The 14,900-nt window shown below is 65.1% G+C and carries 15 protein-coding genes; 3 read left to right on the forward strand and 12 right to left on the reverse strand.

The features are described 5' to 3' along the window. The first annotated feature begins 27 nt into the window (after positions 1-27). Positions 28-789: an O-methyltransferase gene (locus tag B4383_RS05215; RefSeq protein ID WP_078289396.1), complete on the forward strand. Its 762-nt coding sequence runs from the start codon at positions 28-30 to the stop codon at positions 787-789. Here the strand turns inward: B4383_RS05215 and B4383_RS05220 are convergent. From B4383_RS05220 to B4383_RS05255, 8 genes are all read right to left on the reverse strand, one after another. Continuing rightward, positions 786-1,121 (reverse strand): hypothetical protein, encoded by a 336-nt coding sequence (locus B4383_RS05220; protein WP_078289399.1) that lies wholly within the window; start codon positions 1,119-1,121, stop codon positions 786-788. The genes B4383_RS05215 and B4383_RS05220 overlap by 4 nt on opposite strands. A gap of 139 nt (positions 1,122-1,260) precedes the next feature. Next, entirely contained in the window at positions 1,261-2,082 is an 822-nt protein-coding gene (mshB, locus tag B4383_RS05225) for an N-acetyl-1-D-myo-inositol-2-amino-2-deoxy-alpha-D-glucopyranoside deacetylase (protein ID WP_078289578.1), read from the reverse strand. An 11-nt stretch (positions 2,083-2,093) separates the two neighbouring features. Further along, positions 2,094-3,887: an ABC transporter family substrate-binding protein gene (locus B4383_RS05230; protein WP_078289402.1), complete on the reverse strand. Its 1,794-nt coding sequence runs from the start codon at positions 3,885-3,887 to the stop codon at positions 2,094-2,096. Between the two features lie 242 nt (positions 3,888-4,129). Then, positions 4,130-4,909: an AraC family transcriptional regulator gene (locus B4383_RS05235; RefSeq protein ID WP_078289405.1), complete on the reverse strand. Its 780-nt coding sequence runs from the start codon at positions 4,907-4,909 to the stop codon at positions 4,130-4,132. Positions 4,910-4,971: 62 nt separating this feature from the next. Further along, positions 4,972-6,864 (reverse strand): alkyl sulfatase dimerization domain-containing protein, encoded by a 1,893-nt coding sequence (locus B4383_RS05240; RefSeq protein ID WP_078289408.1) that lies wholly within the window; start codon positions 6,862-6,864, stop codon positions 4,972-4,974. 90 nt (positions 6,865-6,954) lie between these two features. After that, entirely contained in the window at positions 6,955-7,344 is a 390-nt protein-coding gene (locus B4383_RS26995; protein ID WP_286143734.1) for a nitroreductase/quinone reductase family protein, read from the reverse strand. A gap of 113 nt (positions 7,345-7,457) precedes the next feature. Next, positions 7,458-9,362 (reverse strand): translational GTPase TypA, encoded by a 1,905-nt coding sequence (gene typA, locus B4383_RS05250; protein ID WP_078289413.1) that lies wholly within the window; start codon positions 9,360-9,362, stop codon positions 7,458-7,460. A gap of 261 nt (positions 9,363-9,623) precedes the next feature. Beyond that, on the reverse strand, positions 9,624-10,025 hold the full coding sequence (locus B4383_RS05255; protein WP_078289416.1) for a (deoxy)nucleoside triphosphate pyrophosphohydrolase: 402 nt from the start codon (positions 10,023-10,025) through the stop codon (positions 9,624-9,626). Positions 10,026-10,051: 26 nt separating this feature from the next. On the opposite strand from B4383_RS05255, the gene B4383_RS05260 reads away from it, so the two are divergent. After that, on the forward strand, positions 10,052-10,336 hold the full coding sequence (locus B4383_RS05260; protein ID WP_078289419.1) for a 4a-hydroxytetrahydrobiopterin dehydratase: 285 nt from the start codon (positions 10,052-10,054) through the stop codon (positions 10,334-10,336). A gap of 158 nt (positions 10,337-10,494) precedes the next feature. On the opposite strand, the gene purU is transcribed toward B4383_RS05260, so the two are convergent. The 3 genes from purU to B4383_RS05275 are packed head-to-tail and all read right to left on the reverse strand — an operon-like array spanning position 10,495 to position 13,472. Next, entirely contained in the window at positions 10,495-11,394 is a 900-nt protein-coding gene (purU, locus tag B4383_RS05265) for a formyltetrahydrofolate deformylase (RefSeq protein ID WP_078289422.1), read from the reverse strand. 2 nt (positions 11,395-11,396) lie between these two features. Further along, the gene (locus B4383_RS05270; protein ID WP_078289425.1) at positions 11,397-12,203 is read right to left on the reverse strand and encodes an SDR family oxidoreductase; all 807 of its coding nucleotides are present in this window, start codon (positions 12,201-12,203) and stop codon (positions 11,397-11,399) included. Between the two features lie 45 nt (positions 12,204-12,248). Continuing rightward, on the reverse strand, positions 12,249-13,472 hold the full coding sequence (locus B4383_RS05275) for a mannosyltransferase (protein ID WP_078289428.1): 1,224 nt from the start codon (positions 13,470-13,472) through the stop codon (positions 12,249-12,251). A gap of 153 nt (positions 13,473-13,625) precedes the next feature. On the opposite strand from B4383_RS05275, the gene B4383_RS05280 reads away from it, so the two are divergent. After that, on the forward strand, positions 13,626-14,279 hold the full coding sequence (locus B4383_RS05280; RefSeq protein WP_078289431.1) for a hypothetical protein: 654 nt from the start codon (positions 13,626-13,628) through the stop codon (positions 14,277-14,279). Between the two features lie 29 nt (positions 14,280-14,308). On the opposite strand, the gene B4383_RS05285 is transcribed toward B4383_RS05280, so the two are convergent. Beyond that, positions 14,309-14,884, reverse strand: coding sequence for an HhH-GPD-type base excision DNA repair protein (locus B4383_RS05285; RefSeq protein ID WP_030094754.1), 576 nt, complete (start codon positions 14,882-14,884; stop codon positions 14,309-14,311). Between the last annotated feature and the right edge of the window lie 16 nt (positions 14,885-14,900).

Raw genomic sequence — 14,900 nt, forward strand, 5'->3', positions numbered from 1 at the left:
ACGCCCGGGATCGCTAGGCTGATCTTCGTGAGTCTTACGAGAACCCTCAAGCAGAAACTTCCGTTTCTGCGGTATTCGTTTCTGCGTGCGGTGTTCGGCGGTCTGAACGTCATGCGCACCGGTCAGATGGGCGATGGTCGCGAAGAGGCCACCGCTGAGTACGTCATCGCGACCGCCCCGGCCGGGGATGTCGACGCCGCGATCGATGCCATCGACAATTTCGCGTACGACCAATCGATTCTGATGAATGTCGGCGACGAAAAGGGCCAGCTGCTCGACGCGGCGGTCAAACGCGCCAACCCCAAGATCGCCCTGGAGCTCGGTGCGTATTGCGGGTACAGCGGTCTACGGATCGCGCGTGCGGCTCCCGGCGCCAAGTTCTTCTCCATCGAGAAGTCGGGAGCCAACGCCTCGGTGGCGCGCCGGGTGTGGGCGCATGCCGGGCTGTCGGACCGCACCACCTGCCTCACCGGCACGGCTGACGACGGCACCACCCTGGACACACTGGCCAAGGACTACGGATTCACCGACGGATGCCTGGACTTCGTGTTCATCGACCACTGGAAGGACGTGTACCTCGACGACCTGCAGCGGCTGCTGGAACGGGGCTGGTTGCATCCAGGCACGATTGTCGTCGCCGATAACGTCGGATTCCCCGGCTCCCCCAAGTACCGCGCGTACATGAAGGAGCAACAGGGCAAGCTCTGGCAGACCGTCGAGCACGAGACGCACGTCGAATACCAGACTTTGGTGAAGGACCTGGTTCTCGAATCGGAGTACTTGGGTTAGTCGTTCGCCCGGCGCAAGACATAGGCCGCGGGCAGCACGCCGAGCACCATCAGGAGTACGGGCCAGAACCCGGCGAAGACCACGTCGCCGCCGGGCCCGCCGAACAAGAGCAGCGTCGTGGTCGCCACGAATGCCCACAACGGCGCGCCCGCCCATCGCGATGACGGCGCCCACTGCATAGCGCACCACACCAGCACCGCGTTGAGGACCGCGCTGATGATGAGCCCGAGTGGAACGAGAACCCCAGCGAAGCGTGTGTTGAGCAGGGCGGCGCCGAGGACGGCACTAATGACGCCGTCGACGATGAGCGCGGACAGCACGAACGCCCGCATGAAAACGTTCAGGCGTCTAGATGGGGACAGAGTCGAGCTGGGCCACGAGTGAGCCGACGACCCATTGGAAGTTGTCCAGCCGGTCTTGCCAGTGCTGCTGGTTCGGATCCTGGTCTTGATCGGGTGGCATGAATCGAGCTTACAACTCCACCCCAGCGAACAGATCGGATTCCCATCCGGTGTCGACGCCGGGCACACCTCGCACCAGGACGAAATGCTCGGTGTCCGCGATGGGCAACGCGATCATGTTCGACAGCGCCAGCGAGGTCCCATCCTCGGACACCGTGAGCTGGGTGGCGTGCGCGCGCAGCGCCGCGGCCTTGGCGTCGCGGTAGGCCGACACATCGATGGCCGCGCTGATCTGCTCATCGGCATAGGTGGGTATGAGATCGACGGGTGCCGGTTCACACCCCGGAGGCAGCTGCTTCATGGCGGCAAGCCCCGCGTCCAACGCACTGGTCGCGATGACGGTCCAGTACAGCTTGGCCACCTTCCAGGAGGCCCTCTCCAAAGCAGCGGTGGTCACCGTGTGTGCCTGGATGTGATCGGGGTGCCCGTATCCCCCGAAGGGGTCGTAGGTGACGACGACATGCGGGCGGTGTTCCTCGATCAATCCCGCCAGCACCGCCGCCGCGTCGTCCACATCGGCGCCCGCGAACGCCCGCGGGTGCAGCGGCCCGGTGTCCGCCATGCCGGAGTCACGCCAGTGCCCCGCACCGCCGAGGAAGGTGGGCCGATCGACGCCGAGGTGACTGAGCGCGCTGGATAATTCGGCGATCCGGTATCCGCCGAGCTGATCGGCGTGATCGACGGCGAGCTGCTCCCAGCGGTCGCCGATCACCTCGCCTTCCTCCCCGAGTGTGCAGGTGACAACCCGGACGTCGGCACCTTCGGCGGCATACCGCGCGATGGTTCCTCCGGTCGTGAGAGATTCATCGTCGGGGTGTGCGTGGACCAGCATGAGTCGTCGGGTCATGGGCGTGTCTTCTTCCACTCTCCTGCCGTGGCGACGATGCCCACCGGCACCGCGCCGGCCAGCTCGACGTTTCGCACGCTGGGTCCGGCCGCGGCGATGGTGGTGTCCTGCATGATCGGCAAAACCGTTGCCATCTTCCACAATTGGGGCTCGGCCTGATCGACGACCTTGCCCACATCGGCCTGTCCGGTCAGCGCGGCGTCGATGCTGGCCTGCAGTCCCTCATCGCATAACCCGGTGAGATTGCTTGGGGCGCGGACAGATTCTTCCCTCGACGGCGGCGACGGCGTATTGCTCGCCGGCGGCGGAGGGGGCGTGGTAGTGCGGGTATCGGGCACCCTGCCCGATTGCAGTGCCGGGCAGCCGTATCGGGAGGCCAACACGGTGGCCAGGTCACCGCCGGACTGATGCCAGCCGACGATGGCGTCCACGCGACCGTCCGGAATCGCCTGGCCATACAGCGTGGGCGCATCGAGCGCGGCGACGGTGGCCCGCACCCCCGCGTTGCGCAGTTGGTCGGCGGCGGTGTTGGCGACGGCGACCGACGTCGGATCGTTGGAGGCAGCGCCGATGACCAGGCTCAGCGGCTCGCCGTCCCGGGTGATCTGCGGTGGACCCGCCGGGGCACCGGGCGACGGCGTCACCTCGACGGCCTCATACCCGGCCTCCTTGAGTAACGCCAAGGACGCGTCTCGGGTGAGGGCGGTGGGCGCGGTGGGCTTGTATCCGGGATCCGAGGGCGAACGCACCTGCGCCGCCGCCAGGGTGACGGCGTTGTCGTTGCCCGCGGCCACCGCCGCCAGCAGACCGACATCGAGCAGCCCGAGCAGCCCTCGGCGCACCGTGGAATCGGTGAGCGCCGGCTGCCCGGCGCGCAGCGTCAGCTGCAAGGTGCGCGGTGCGACGATGCGCGCGGTACGCACGCCGGGGATGTTGGACAGCTGGGCGAAGGTCACCGCGCTGCCGTGCACCTGGGCCACTTGGGTGTCCCCATTACGAATGGAGTCCGCCAGCACCGTGGGGGCGCCCGCACGACGGAACAGGATCTCGTCGGGAACCGCGGGTGTCGCCCAGTACCGGTCATTGCGAGCCAGCAGGATCTCGTCACGCTGGGGGTCAATCGCGTCGACCCGGAAACGTCCCCCGGAGGCGGGCATCGACTTGATCAGCCCCGAGGCGAATCCGCCCGGGATGTCCTTCACGATGTGCGCGGGCAGCAGGTCGGTGAACAGCTCGCGCCACGCCGGGTACTTGTGGTCGAACGTGACGACCACGCGCTTACCGCCATCCCGCGACTGCACATCGGTGATGCTTCCGTAGCCCGCCGGGTCAACGGTCCCGGGCTGAATGAGCATCTGTTGCCACAGGTACGAGAAGTCATCGGCACCGATGGGCGCGTTATCGGTCCACTGCGCCTCGGGACGGATCGTGTAGGTGACGGTGAAGGGTGCCTGACTGGTCTCCTCGGCGGAGACCAGCAGGGTCGGGTCCAGCTCCCAGCGTGAGCCGGTGGTGGTCGCCGAGTCGGGTACCGGGCGGAACGCGCTGGGCAGCACCAACGAGCTGATCGCGGAGTTCACCGGCGACTGATCAGATAGCAAGTGCGGGTTGAACCCCGCACCGATCGAGTCGATACCGACCACGATCTGCTCTTTCTTGGGCGGTGGCGGCGTCGTCGAGCTGGTCGTCTCGCTGCCCTGTACGGCCGGGGGCGCGCTGACGGAGCACCCGGCCAGGAGCACCACACCAAGCACTGCGCACAGACGAAGGCGCGGGATCCCGGTAGGCATGAGGACCAACCTTATCGCTGGGGTGCTGTGTGTCGACCAACCGTCCGATGAGGAACTGTCGGGCGAACCCTCGGGGCTCGCTGCACCTCCCAAACAGTGCCGGGCAAGCTCTGGTACTCGACGTGCCGAGACCAGAGCCCGCCCGACCCCCGCAATCACGTCCCCCGTGACCACGTCCAGACACTGTAGGCCGGACCAAGATCACAGCGCCTTCGAAATTCGTCGCGCCTTGCGGAAAATGGTTATAGACCGCTGCGATACACGGTCGGCGTCACTCCGATTCGAGCCTTGAAGGTCGTTGCGAAATGGCTGGGATTCGAAAAGCCAACGGCAACACTGATATCGGTGATCGACAATGAGGTAGCAGAAAGCAGCTTCTTGGCGCGATCCATGCGGCGACTCAACACGAACTGGTAGGGAGTCTGGCGGAATACCTCCACGAACGCCCTTCGGAACTGGCTCGCCGGCATCTCGGTGCGCTCAGCCAATGTCGACAAGCTGATGTCGACGTCCAGGCTGTCCTCGATGTATTCGATCAGCCGGACTTGCGTCGCCGAATCCAGCACCCTGCGCGATTCCCTGTGTTGACGAAGCTGCGCGTAATGATCACCGAGGTGCAGCTGCACGACATTGATCAAGGATTCCCGCAGTAATCGGGCCATCACATCATCCCGGTCGGCGATGCTGAGGATTCTCGACGCCACCTGAAATATCAGCGGGTCCGAATAGGCGACCCGAGGTTGCACATCTCGCTGATCGAGCAACCTCAGGGGAACATCGAACCGGCAGAACGAGGCACGTTCCCCCTGCGTGGTGATGGCGACCCGCCGCCCAGCAGGAACGACCAGGACATCACCGATCTTCGGTAGATAGCGCCGGGAAAGTCCTCCGCCGAAATCCAGTTCCTTAGTGCGAATTTGCCCACCCTGGTACACGGCAACCACGTGATGGGGTTCGTCGAAATACCACTCCGTCGGCTCCGCGATGGGCTCGCTGACAAACGTCACTTGAAGCTCACCCAACGGGACACTCTCCGAAAGACATGATCATTCGACCTTAGCGGCAAACACGCACGCTGCCAGTTCTACGGCGTCACGATCGCGAAGTCCGGGTCCGGCTGATCGAGCACCGCCACCAACCGCGCGAATCCGGTTATGTCGCCCTCCACGGTGATCTCTCCCGAGGCGACCAGCTGTGCCGGGTCCTTGCCGTCCAACAGGACCTTGATGAGGGTTGGCCGAGTAAGGGTGAAAGTCACATCGGGCCGACTGATCCCCGCGGGCCGGTCATAGTGCACCAGCACGCCGTTGCGCAGCTCCACGCGGTGCACGCGATCCTCGTCGGTGAACGCCCAATCGCCGACGAAACGCTCGTTCCACGCCTTGGGTCCGTTGATGCGCAACGAGAGCGCATCAAACACCTGATCCACCGTCAGCGCCGCCATCATGGTGGGCGAGCCGACGGCCATCGGGGTCCCGACGTTGCCATGCGACAGTTCGTACGCACCCATCAAATAGAAGTTGCGCCAGGTGGCGTTCTCCGCTCCATACCCAAGTTGTTCGAAACAGCTGGCCTGCAACGTCTTCGCGGCTTCATTGGCCGGATCGGCGAAGATCACGTAGTTGACCACTTGGGCCACCCACCGATAGTCCCCTTGCTCAAAGGCGATGCGCGCCTTGCGTAGTACCTCCTCGGCGCCACCCATGAACTCCACGTGCCGTTGCGCGTTCGCGACGGGTGGATGTTCCCACAGGTGCGCCGGATTGCCGTCGAACCAGCCCATGTAGCGCTGATAGATCGCCTTGACGTTGTGGCTGACCGAGCCGTAGTAACCGCGCGCGTGCCAGGCCCCGGCGATCGCCGGGGGCAGCTGCAGCGTTTCGGCGATCTCGGAGCCCACCAGGCCCTGGTTGAGCCGGCGAAGCGTCTGATCATGCAGGTAGGCATATAAATCACGCTGCAGGGCAAGGTATTCCACCAAACGCTCGGTCCCCCAGGTGGGCCAGTGGTGCGAGGCGAACACCACATCGGAGTCGCGGGCGTACAGGTTGATGGCCTCGGTGATGTACCGCGCCCAGACGTGCGGGTCGCGGACCAGCGCGCCGCGCAATGTCAGCAGATTGTGCAGGGTGTGGGTGGCGTTCTCGGCCATGCAGAGCGCGCGGCGCTCTGGGAAGTGAAAGTTCATCTCCGCGGGCGCCTCGGTACCCGGCGTCAGTTGGAAGACCATGCGCACCCCGTCGACGGTCTCTTCCTGCCCGGTGTGGGTGATATCGAGAGTCGGCGGGATCAGCGTGACGGTGCCGATGGAGTTGGTTTGGCCAAGACCAGCTCCCACCTGCCCGAGCGGCCCCCTCGGCAAGACGGCGCCGTACATGTACACGGCGCGGCGCGCCATCGCGGTTCCCGCGTAAACGTTCTCCGCCACCGCGTGTTCCAGAAATCCCGCCGGGGCCAGGACCGGGCAATGACCCGCCGCGACGTCCTCCTCGCTCACGACTCCCAGCGCACCCCCGAAATGGTCGGCGTGGGAATGGGTGTAGATCAGCCCGGTCACCGGGCGGTCGCCGCGATGACTCCGGTAGAGCGCCAACGCGGCCGCGGCGGTCTCGGCGGATACCAGCGGGTCGATCACGATGACCCCGCGTTCCCCCTCGACGAGCGTCATATTGGAGATGTCGAGGCCCCGGACTTGGTAGATGCCCTCGGTGACGTAGTACAGCCCCTGTCTGATGTTCAGCCCGCACTGCCGCCACAGACTCGGGTGCACCGAGGCCGGGCAGGATCCCCGCAGGAATCCATAGGAGTCGTTGTCCCACACAACCTTCCCGGAGGCGTCTGTCACCACACCGGGCTCTAGCGCAGCGATGAACCCCCGGTCGGCGTCGTCCTGATCCTCCGTATTGGCGAACGGGAGTTCCGGCACGGCAGCCGCGTTCTGTTCGATGATGCGCGAGGTGGGCTGGGTTTGCTCCATATCGCGATAGTACCCACGGGCCCGGCCAAGGGAACGCGAAAGCCGTTATCCCTCAAACGAGTTCATCCGAGGCAACCGCTGTCACCAAAATCAGTCCAGGTCCACCCGAATGGTCAACAGTTCGGTGCCCACCGCACGGACCACCGCACTGTTGGCCGTCGGCAGCTGCTGCAACCTGGCCCGGGCGTCGTCATCGGGCAGCAGGTGTGCGGTGCCGGTGCGCCACTGGTCGCGGATGCGCAGGCGTACCGCGGGGTTTGCTTTGATGTTGCGCACGTAGTCGGAGTGCTCGCCGTGCTCGGACACCAGCCAGAACTGGTTGCCGACGAGGCGTCCGCCTATCGCGGTGCGCCGCGGCTGTCCCGACGTGCGACCCGTAGTTTCCAGCTGCACGACCGGCAGCCGTCGCCCCACCGGGTTGACGAGGTACCGCTGCACGTTGTGCACCACCAGCCGCTTGATGGAGTTGAAATCAGCCACGCCACGCAGTGTGCTCCGATTTCGCCCGTGATGCGAGGTGAGCCGTCGATATCCGCCACCTTCACGCAAGCGAGCGTCAGAGCGGGTCGAGGCGCGCCTTGGGCAGGCAGAACCTAGCTGTTGTTGGCAGCTGCCTTCGCGCGTGAGCGATTGCGCGCACGAGTGTTGGCATCCAGGTCGACCTTGCGCACGCGGACGATTTCCGGTGTCACCTCGACACATTCGTCGGCCGCACAGAACTCCATGGCCTGCTCGAGGTCGAGCTCGATCGGCCGTGCCAGGGTCTCCATGACATCGGCGGTCGACGAACGCATGTTGGTCAGTTTCTTCTCACGGGTGACGTTGACATCGAGGTCCTCGGCACGCGGGTTGATCCCGACGACCTGGCCCTCATAGGTGTCCTCGCCCGGCTCTACGAAGAACTGTCCACGGTCGGCGAGCTGGATCATGGCGAACGGGGTGATGCTGCCGGTCCGGTCGGACACGAGTGATCCGGTATGCCGTGCGCGGATCTCGCCCGCCCATGGGCGGTAACCCTCGAAGACCGCGTTCGCGATGCCGGTGCCGCGGGTCAGCGTCAGGAAGTCGGTGCGGAATCCGATGAGGCCACGCGAAGGCACGATGAAGTCCATACGGACCCATCCCGCGGCGTGGTTGGCCATCTCCTCCATGCGTCCCTTGCGGGCGGCCATCAGCTGGGTGATGGCTCCGACGAATTCCTCGGGACAGTCGATGGTCATGGCCTCGAACGGCTCATGCAGCTTGCCGTCGATCTGCCGGGTGACCACCTGTGGCTTTCCGACGGTCAGTTCGAAACCCTCACGGCGCATCTGCTCGACGAGGATGGCCAGCGCCAGCTCACCTCGGCCCTGCACCTCCCAGGCGTCGGGACGGCCGATATCGACGACCTTGATCGATACGTTGCCGACGAGCTCGGAGTCCAGCCGCGACTTGACCATGCGTGCGGTCAGCTTGTGTCCCGACACCTTGCCCGCCAGCGGCGAGCTGTTGGTGCCGATGGTCACCGAGATCGCGGGCTCATCAACGGTGATCCGTGGCAGCGCGTGGGCGTGCTCGGGATCTGCCAGCGTGTCGCCGATCATGATCTCGGACATCCCGGCGACGGCGACGATGTCGCCGGCGACTGCCTCCTCCGTGGGGCTGCGATCGACACCCTCGGTGGCGAGCAGCTCGGTGATCTTCGAGCTGGTGATAACGGGGTGGCCGTCGACTTCGCGCATCCACGCGATCTGCTGCCCCTTGCGGATCCGTCCGTTGTAGATGCGGATCAGCGCGAGCCGGCCCAGGAATGCCGAGGCGTCGAGGTTGGTGACCAACGCCTGTAAGGGGGCCTCAGCGTCGCCCTTGGGCGGCGGGATGTGCTCAAGGAGGACATCGAAGAGCGGGTCGAGGTTGTCGCCCTCGGGAATCTCGCCGTTGGCGGGCTCGACAGTGCTGGCCACACCGGCGCGACCCGAGGCGTACAGCGTCGGTAGCCCGAGCGCGTCCTCGGCGGCCTTCTGTGCCTCCTCGTCCAGGTCCGAGGCGACGTCGAGCAACAAGTCGTGGCTGTCGGAGACCACCTCGGCGATGCGGGCATCGGGCCGGTCGGTCTTGTTGACCACCAGGATCACCGGCAGGTGCGCGCCGAGAGCCTTGCGCAGCACGAAACGGGTCTGCGGCAGGGGCCCCTCGGAGGCGTCAACCAGCAGCAGCACTCCGTCGACCATCGACAGTCCGCGCTCGACCTCGCCACCGAAGTCCGCGTGGCCGGGGGTGTCGATGACGTTGATGACCGTCATCGTGCCGTCCGCGTGGTGCCGGTGCACCGCGGTGTTCTTGGCCAGGATGGTGATGCCCTTTTCCTTCTCCAGATCACCGGAGTCCATCAGGCGCTCGACGGCGTCATCACCTCGGTGCGTGAGCGCACCCGATTGCTTGAGCATCGCGTCGACCAGGGTTGTCTTGCCGTGGTCGACGTGCGCAACAATGGCTACGTTCCGGAAACTGTGGGTCACGTCTGCCAATTCTGGCAGTGAAACCCCCAGTTCACGAAACTGGCGTTATCCCGTGTGACGCCCGACATAGCCCAAACACAGCCCCAGAGACATTCAAGACCCAGAAGTAGGACCCCAGTGAAGGCCAGCAAGGTCGCCCGGCTCAAGCCCAAGAAGAAGTGCTGTAAGAGCAAACCACGCTGCATGAAGTGCCCGCTTGTCGTGCACAAGATGCAAAAGGCCGAGCAGCACGGACTCTCCGAGAAGGAGCTGAAGAAGCTGCTACACCGGGCGCGCGCCCACTAGCGCCGCCCGCAACGCGGGGACCCATCCCCCGTCCGCGGGGACCCATTCCACCGTGTCGAGTTCGTCGGCGGTGACCCAGCGCAATGCCAGATGCTCGTGCGGATGAGGGGTGCCTGGGAGATGCGGGTCCAGCCGCGCGCGGTAGGCGCGTAGCACCAGATTCCCGACGACGACGTCCTCACCGATGCGGGTATCAACCTCGACATCGATCCCGAGTTCCTCGCGTAGCTCCCGTGCAAGCGCCTGCGGCTCTGATTCGCCCTCGGCGACCTTGCCACCCGGAAGCTCCCACTGTCCGGCGAGCTCGGCGGGCTTAGCGCGCTGCGCGATGAGCAGCTTGTCCCCGTCGATCACCGCGCCCGCGACCACTATCGCCATGGTGGTCGACGCTATACGTTGAGTTCATGGCCCTGCTCACCGACGACCAGATCAACGCGGCGCTCTCGGGGCTTCGCGGGTGGACACGCGAGGGTGATTCCCTGCGCCGTGCCGTCAAGTTCAACACCTTCCTGGACGGAATCGACGCCGTGCGTCGCATCGCCGAGCACGCAGAATCCGTCGACCATCATCCCGATATCGATATCCGATGGCGCACAGTGACCTTCGTGCTATCCACCCACTCCGAGGGCGGCATCACCGAAAAGGACGTCGCACTGGCGCAGGCGATCAACTCACAGGCGGGCATCTAGGGAGGTTCGAGAGCAGCGCGACGGTCTCAACACCACATGCAGGCCCCGCCCGCCTCTATGGCGACAAATGTGCTGTAGTCCCCGCGCACTGCCCACGTCGTCGCATAGCGGCGGGCAACAGCACCATGGTTTCCGGGCAACCGCAACGCGATCAGGCGTCACAGGATCGCGGTGACGTTCCCGTGCCGCATCACCCTGTCCTCACAGTGCCAGGCCACGGCACGCGATAACACCAGACGTTCCACATCGGATCCGAGCCGCACCAGATCCTCGACCGTGTGCGTGTGATCGACGCGGATCACATCCTGTTCGATGATCGGCCCCTCGTCCAGCTCCGCTGTCACGTAATGCGCTGTGGCACCGATCATTTTGACGCCACGTTCCCGCGCACGGCGGTACGGCATCGCGCCGGTGAACGCAGGCAGGAACGAATGGTGGATGTTGATCAGCGGACAGTCGATCTCGTTGAGAAACTCCGGCGACAGAATCTGCATGTAGCGGGCCAGGACCACCAGGTCGACGTTTCCCTGCAGCAGTTCGAGCTGCTTGCGTTCGGCTTCGGCACGGTTCTCCCGAGTCGCGGGGATGTGCACGAACGGCAACCCGAACGAGCGCACCTGCTCGGCAAGGTCGGGATGGTTCGAGATCACCATCGCGATCGACATGTCGAGCTCACCGCGACGGTTGCGCCACAGCAGATCCAGCAGACAGTGATCCGTTTGCGAGACCATGATCGCCACTCGCTTGGGTTTGGCGGCCTCGCTGAATCGGTACTGAATGTCGAATTCCTCAGCGATGGAGGCGAACTTGCTCTCCAGATCCTCCCGCGCGGCGGCGAGCCCCGAACGGTGGAACACAGTGCGCTGCATGAACCAGCCGCCCTGAGGTTCCGTCGAGTACTGCGCCAGCGAGATGATGCTCGCGCCGGCATCGGCCAGGAAGGCGCTGACAGCGGCCACCACGCCGATCCGATCCGGGCATTGCAGCAGCAGTCTGCCGATGTCCTTGGAATGGAAGGCGTCTGACGATCCGGTGGGGTGCATACCTTGGGGAAACATGCTTATCGCACCTTCAGCCCGTGCATGCGCGCCAGAAACTTGAGGAACAGCCCGGCGGGCAGCAGGCGCTGTGCGGCCATGATGAGTGGAGCGTTATTGCCCTTGGCATACAAGGGCTTTGGATTCGGATTCAGTGCCACGTCAACAACCAGGCGAGCCAAATCGTCGGAAGCCATACCGTGCTGCTCCCTCGCGGCCATCGCCGCATCGACAGTCTGGAACGCATCGCGGTATACGGATCCCCCGGGCACGATGCGGTTGCGCCGCGTTTCGATTCCGGTCGCGATGACGCCGGGTTCCACGGTGCTCACGGTGATCCCGAACGGCGCCACCTCGTGACGCAGGCAGTCGGCAACGGTGTGCAGCGCCGACTTCGCCGAGCTATAGGTCGATCGGAACGGGACATGCAGGGTGCCCGCCATCGATCCCACCATCACGATGGCGCCGCGGCGCCGTTCCCTCATTCCCGGCAGCACTGCCTTGGTCAGGGCAACGGGTCCAAAAACATTGGTGTTGTACAGCTTCTCGAAATCATCGATGGAGACATCTTCCAGCGCACCGATCTGACTCTCTCCGGCGTTGTTGACCAGAATGTCCACCTCGCCCGCCTGCGCGACACATTCGGCGACGCTCGCCTTGTCGGTTTGATCGAGCCGCAGATATTGCACCCCGGCGATGCGGTGGGCGACGGTGTCCGGATTGCGACTGGTGCCGAAGACGCGGTGCCCGCGCTCGGCGAAGATCCGGGCCGCGCTTGCGCCGATCCCGCTGGAAGCACCGGTGACCAGGACGGTCCAATGTTCAGACATGGCGCCACGCTAGCCGACCGCCCACCGCGCGCCGCAACGTGCTGATCAGTGGTTGGCGGGGCGACGAGTTCGCCAGCCCGTCACCGCCATCCAGCTGAGCGTCGCCATGGCCGCCACAATGTCCACCAACCCGGCCCAGGCCAGCGGCCACGGCCGGTCGATGCGCCAGATGTCGGGTTGAGCGAAGCTGAGCAACCAGGGCACCCCGACCAACAACAGCGCCAACCACCCGTATCCAAAGATCTTGGCGCCCAATTTTTCTCGCCACGGTCCGTGCAGTAGCCACACCATGAACGGAACCATCCACACCCAATGGTGTGTCCACGAGATGGGCGAGATGAGCAGACCGAACATCTGCACCACACAGATCTGCCCCAACCTGTCGTCCACGGCCCGCCAGGCGAGGAAGGCCAGTACCGCGGTGACCAGGTAGGCCGCCAATACCAGCGCTCCAGACCCCGCATCGTGTCCGAGAACCCTGGAGATACCTCCCCGCCAGGACTGGTTGAACACGGTGGCGATCGGCCCGATCCGGTCCGGTCTACCCAACAGGTCGGTGAAGTAGTACCGCCCCTGCGCCCCGACCACGGCGACGCCGACCAACACCGTCAAGACAAAAACCACGCCCGCCCAGAGGGCGGTCACCCATCGGCGCGCTCCCAGGAAGTAGAGCCCGGAAACCAACGGGGTCAGCTTCACTCCGCCGGCGAGACCCACCAGCGTTCCCGAGATCCACCAGCGTGACGAGGTCACCGCCAACAGGGTCAGCAGCATCAGCAGCACGTTGATCTGCCCATAGTCCAGCGTCGAGCGCACGGGTTCGGTCCACATCGTGACCGCTGTCCACACGGCGGCCCCACGGGCGTCGTTGAATCCGAGCAACCGCTGACTGAGCCGAACCACCGCGTACAGCGCGGCGATGGTGCCCAGAATCCAGCACACGCCGAGCAGGGGGAACGGCAGCAGGTGCAGCGGCCAGAACACCACGGCCGCGAACGGCGGATAAGTGAAAGGAAGCGGGAAGTCGGGGGTCTTGTCGGGATACGTGAACTCGTAGAGATTGCCGTGCCCCAGGGTGGCGGGACCGCTGGCGTACACATGTAGATCCACAAGGTCGGCACCATGCGGAGTCAGGTATGCCCAGGCGATTCGTGCCGCGACGCTCAGCACGAGCAGCCACGGACCCCATTCCCGAACACGCCGCCACGCCGCCACGCCGCGTGTCGGCACCAGCGGCTCGGCATCCGCCCTGGTCGACTCGGTACTCATCGGGGTTTCGATAACCTCACTCACTCGTTTTGGTAACGGTTCCATCTACGCCACACGCGTCACTTGAGTAACACGCGTAACGGATTACCTTGGGTTTTAACACCGGCAATCAGGTCTAGCGAAACAGCATTGGAGTTCAATATGTCACGGTTTATGTCCCGGTTCCCCAACGTCTTCGTGGGCGCGTCGATCGCGGCCTTCGCGTCAGCCGGCCTGGCGCTGGGCATGGCGTCGACCGCTGGCGCTGACCCCGTTCCGGGCCCCACTCCGAACCCGACCAACCCGGCCGCGCTCCTGGGCCAGGCCGCCGCGGGCTTCGGTAACGCTCCCGCTGCCGCCCCAGTGGCTCCCGCGGCACCCGCCGCGATCGCCGCCCCGGCACCTGCCCTACCGGCGATCACGCCTGCCGCTCCTGCCGTCGCACCGGCTCCCGGTGTGGCGCCCGCTGCCCCGGCCGCTCCGGCCGCACTGCCTCCGGCAGCCGCCCAGGCACTTACGCCCGCGGCAGCGCAGGCGCTGACACCCGCAGCCGCGCAGGCGCTGTCCCCGGCGTCGGTTCCCGCCACCAGCAACCTGCCCGGCGTTGGGCAGATCCCCGGCGCGGACGGTGTCACGCAGACCGTTGATCTGTGGGCCACCAACCTGCCTAAGCTGCTGCCCGCAGGTGTGCAGCAGACGCTGATTCCGCCGGCCCTGGTCAACGGAATCCCCGCCGCCGCGGCGGCTCCCGTCGCCGGGCTGCCCGCTGCCACCGCCCCCGGCGTTGGCATGGTCCCGTCGGCACCGATGTTCGCAGCGCTGCCGTAGTTCACGACACAAGCAAGGCGGTCAGGGCGTTATGCCTTGGCCGCCTTCGCTTTTGCCGCAGCCTTCATTTCCTTCTTATGGGCGCGCACCAGCCCGAGCGACTCGCCATCGACGACGTCCGCAACCGACAGGTGGGTGTCCTTCTCGCCGTAGTTTCCGGCGGCCTTGCGCCAATCCTTGGGCTGAACGCCGTACTGCTTGCCTAGCAGCGCCACAAAGATCTTGGCCTTCTGCTCACCGAAACCAGGCAGCGCCTTGAGCCGCTTAAGCAGCTCGGCCCCGTTCGGATCGCCCGTCTTCCAGATGTTCTCGGCGCGGCCGTCGTACTCATCGACGATCTCCTGCGCGAGCACCTGGACACGCTTAGCCATCGAGCCGGGGAAGCGATGGATCGCGGGCCGTTCAGAACATAAGGCCACAAATTTATCAGGGTCGTACTCGGCGATCTGGTGCGCGTCGATACCGCCGATCCGGTCCGCGATCTTCTTGGGCCCGGCGAAGGCCACTTCCATAGGAATCTGTTGATCGAGGAGCATCGCTATCAAAAGCGCTAGTGGATTCTCCTCCAGCAACTCATCGGCGGCCGGGTCCTGTGCTAGCTGCAATTTCGCCAATGTGACA

The organism is Mycobacterium sp. D16R24 (assembly GCF_002013385.1).
Classification (GTDB): Bacteria; Actinomycetota; Actinomycetes; order Mycobacteriales; family Mycobacteriaceae; genus Mycobacterium.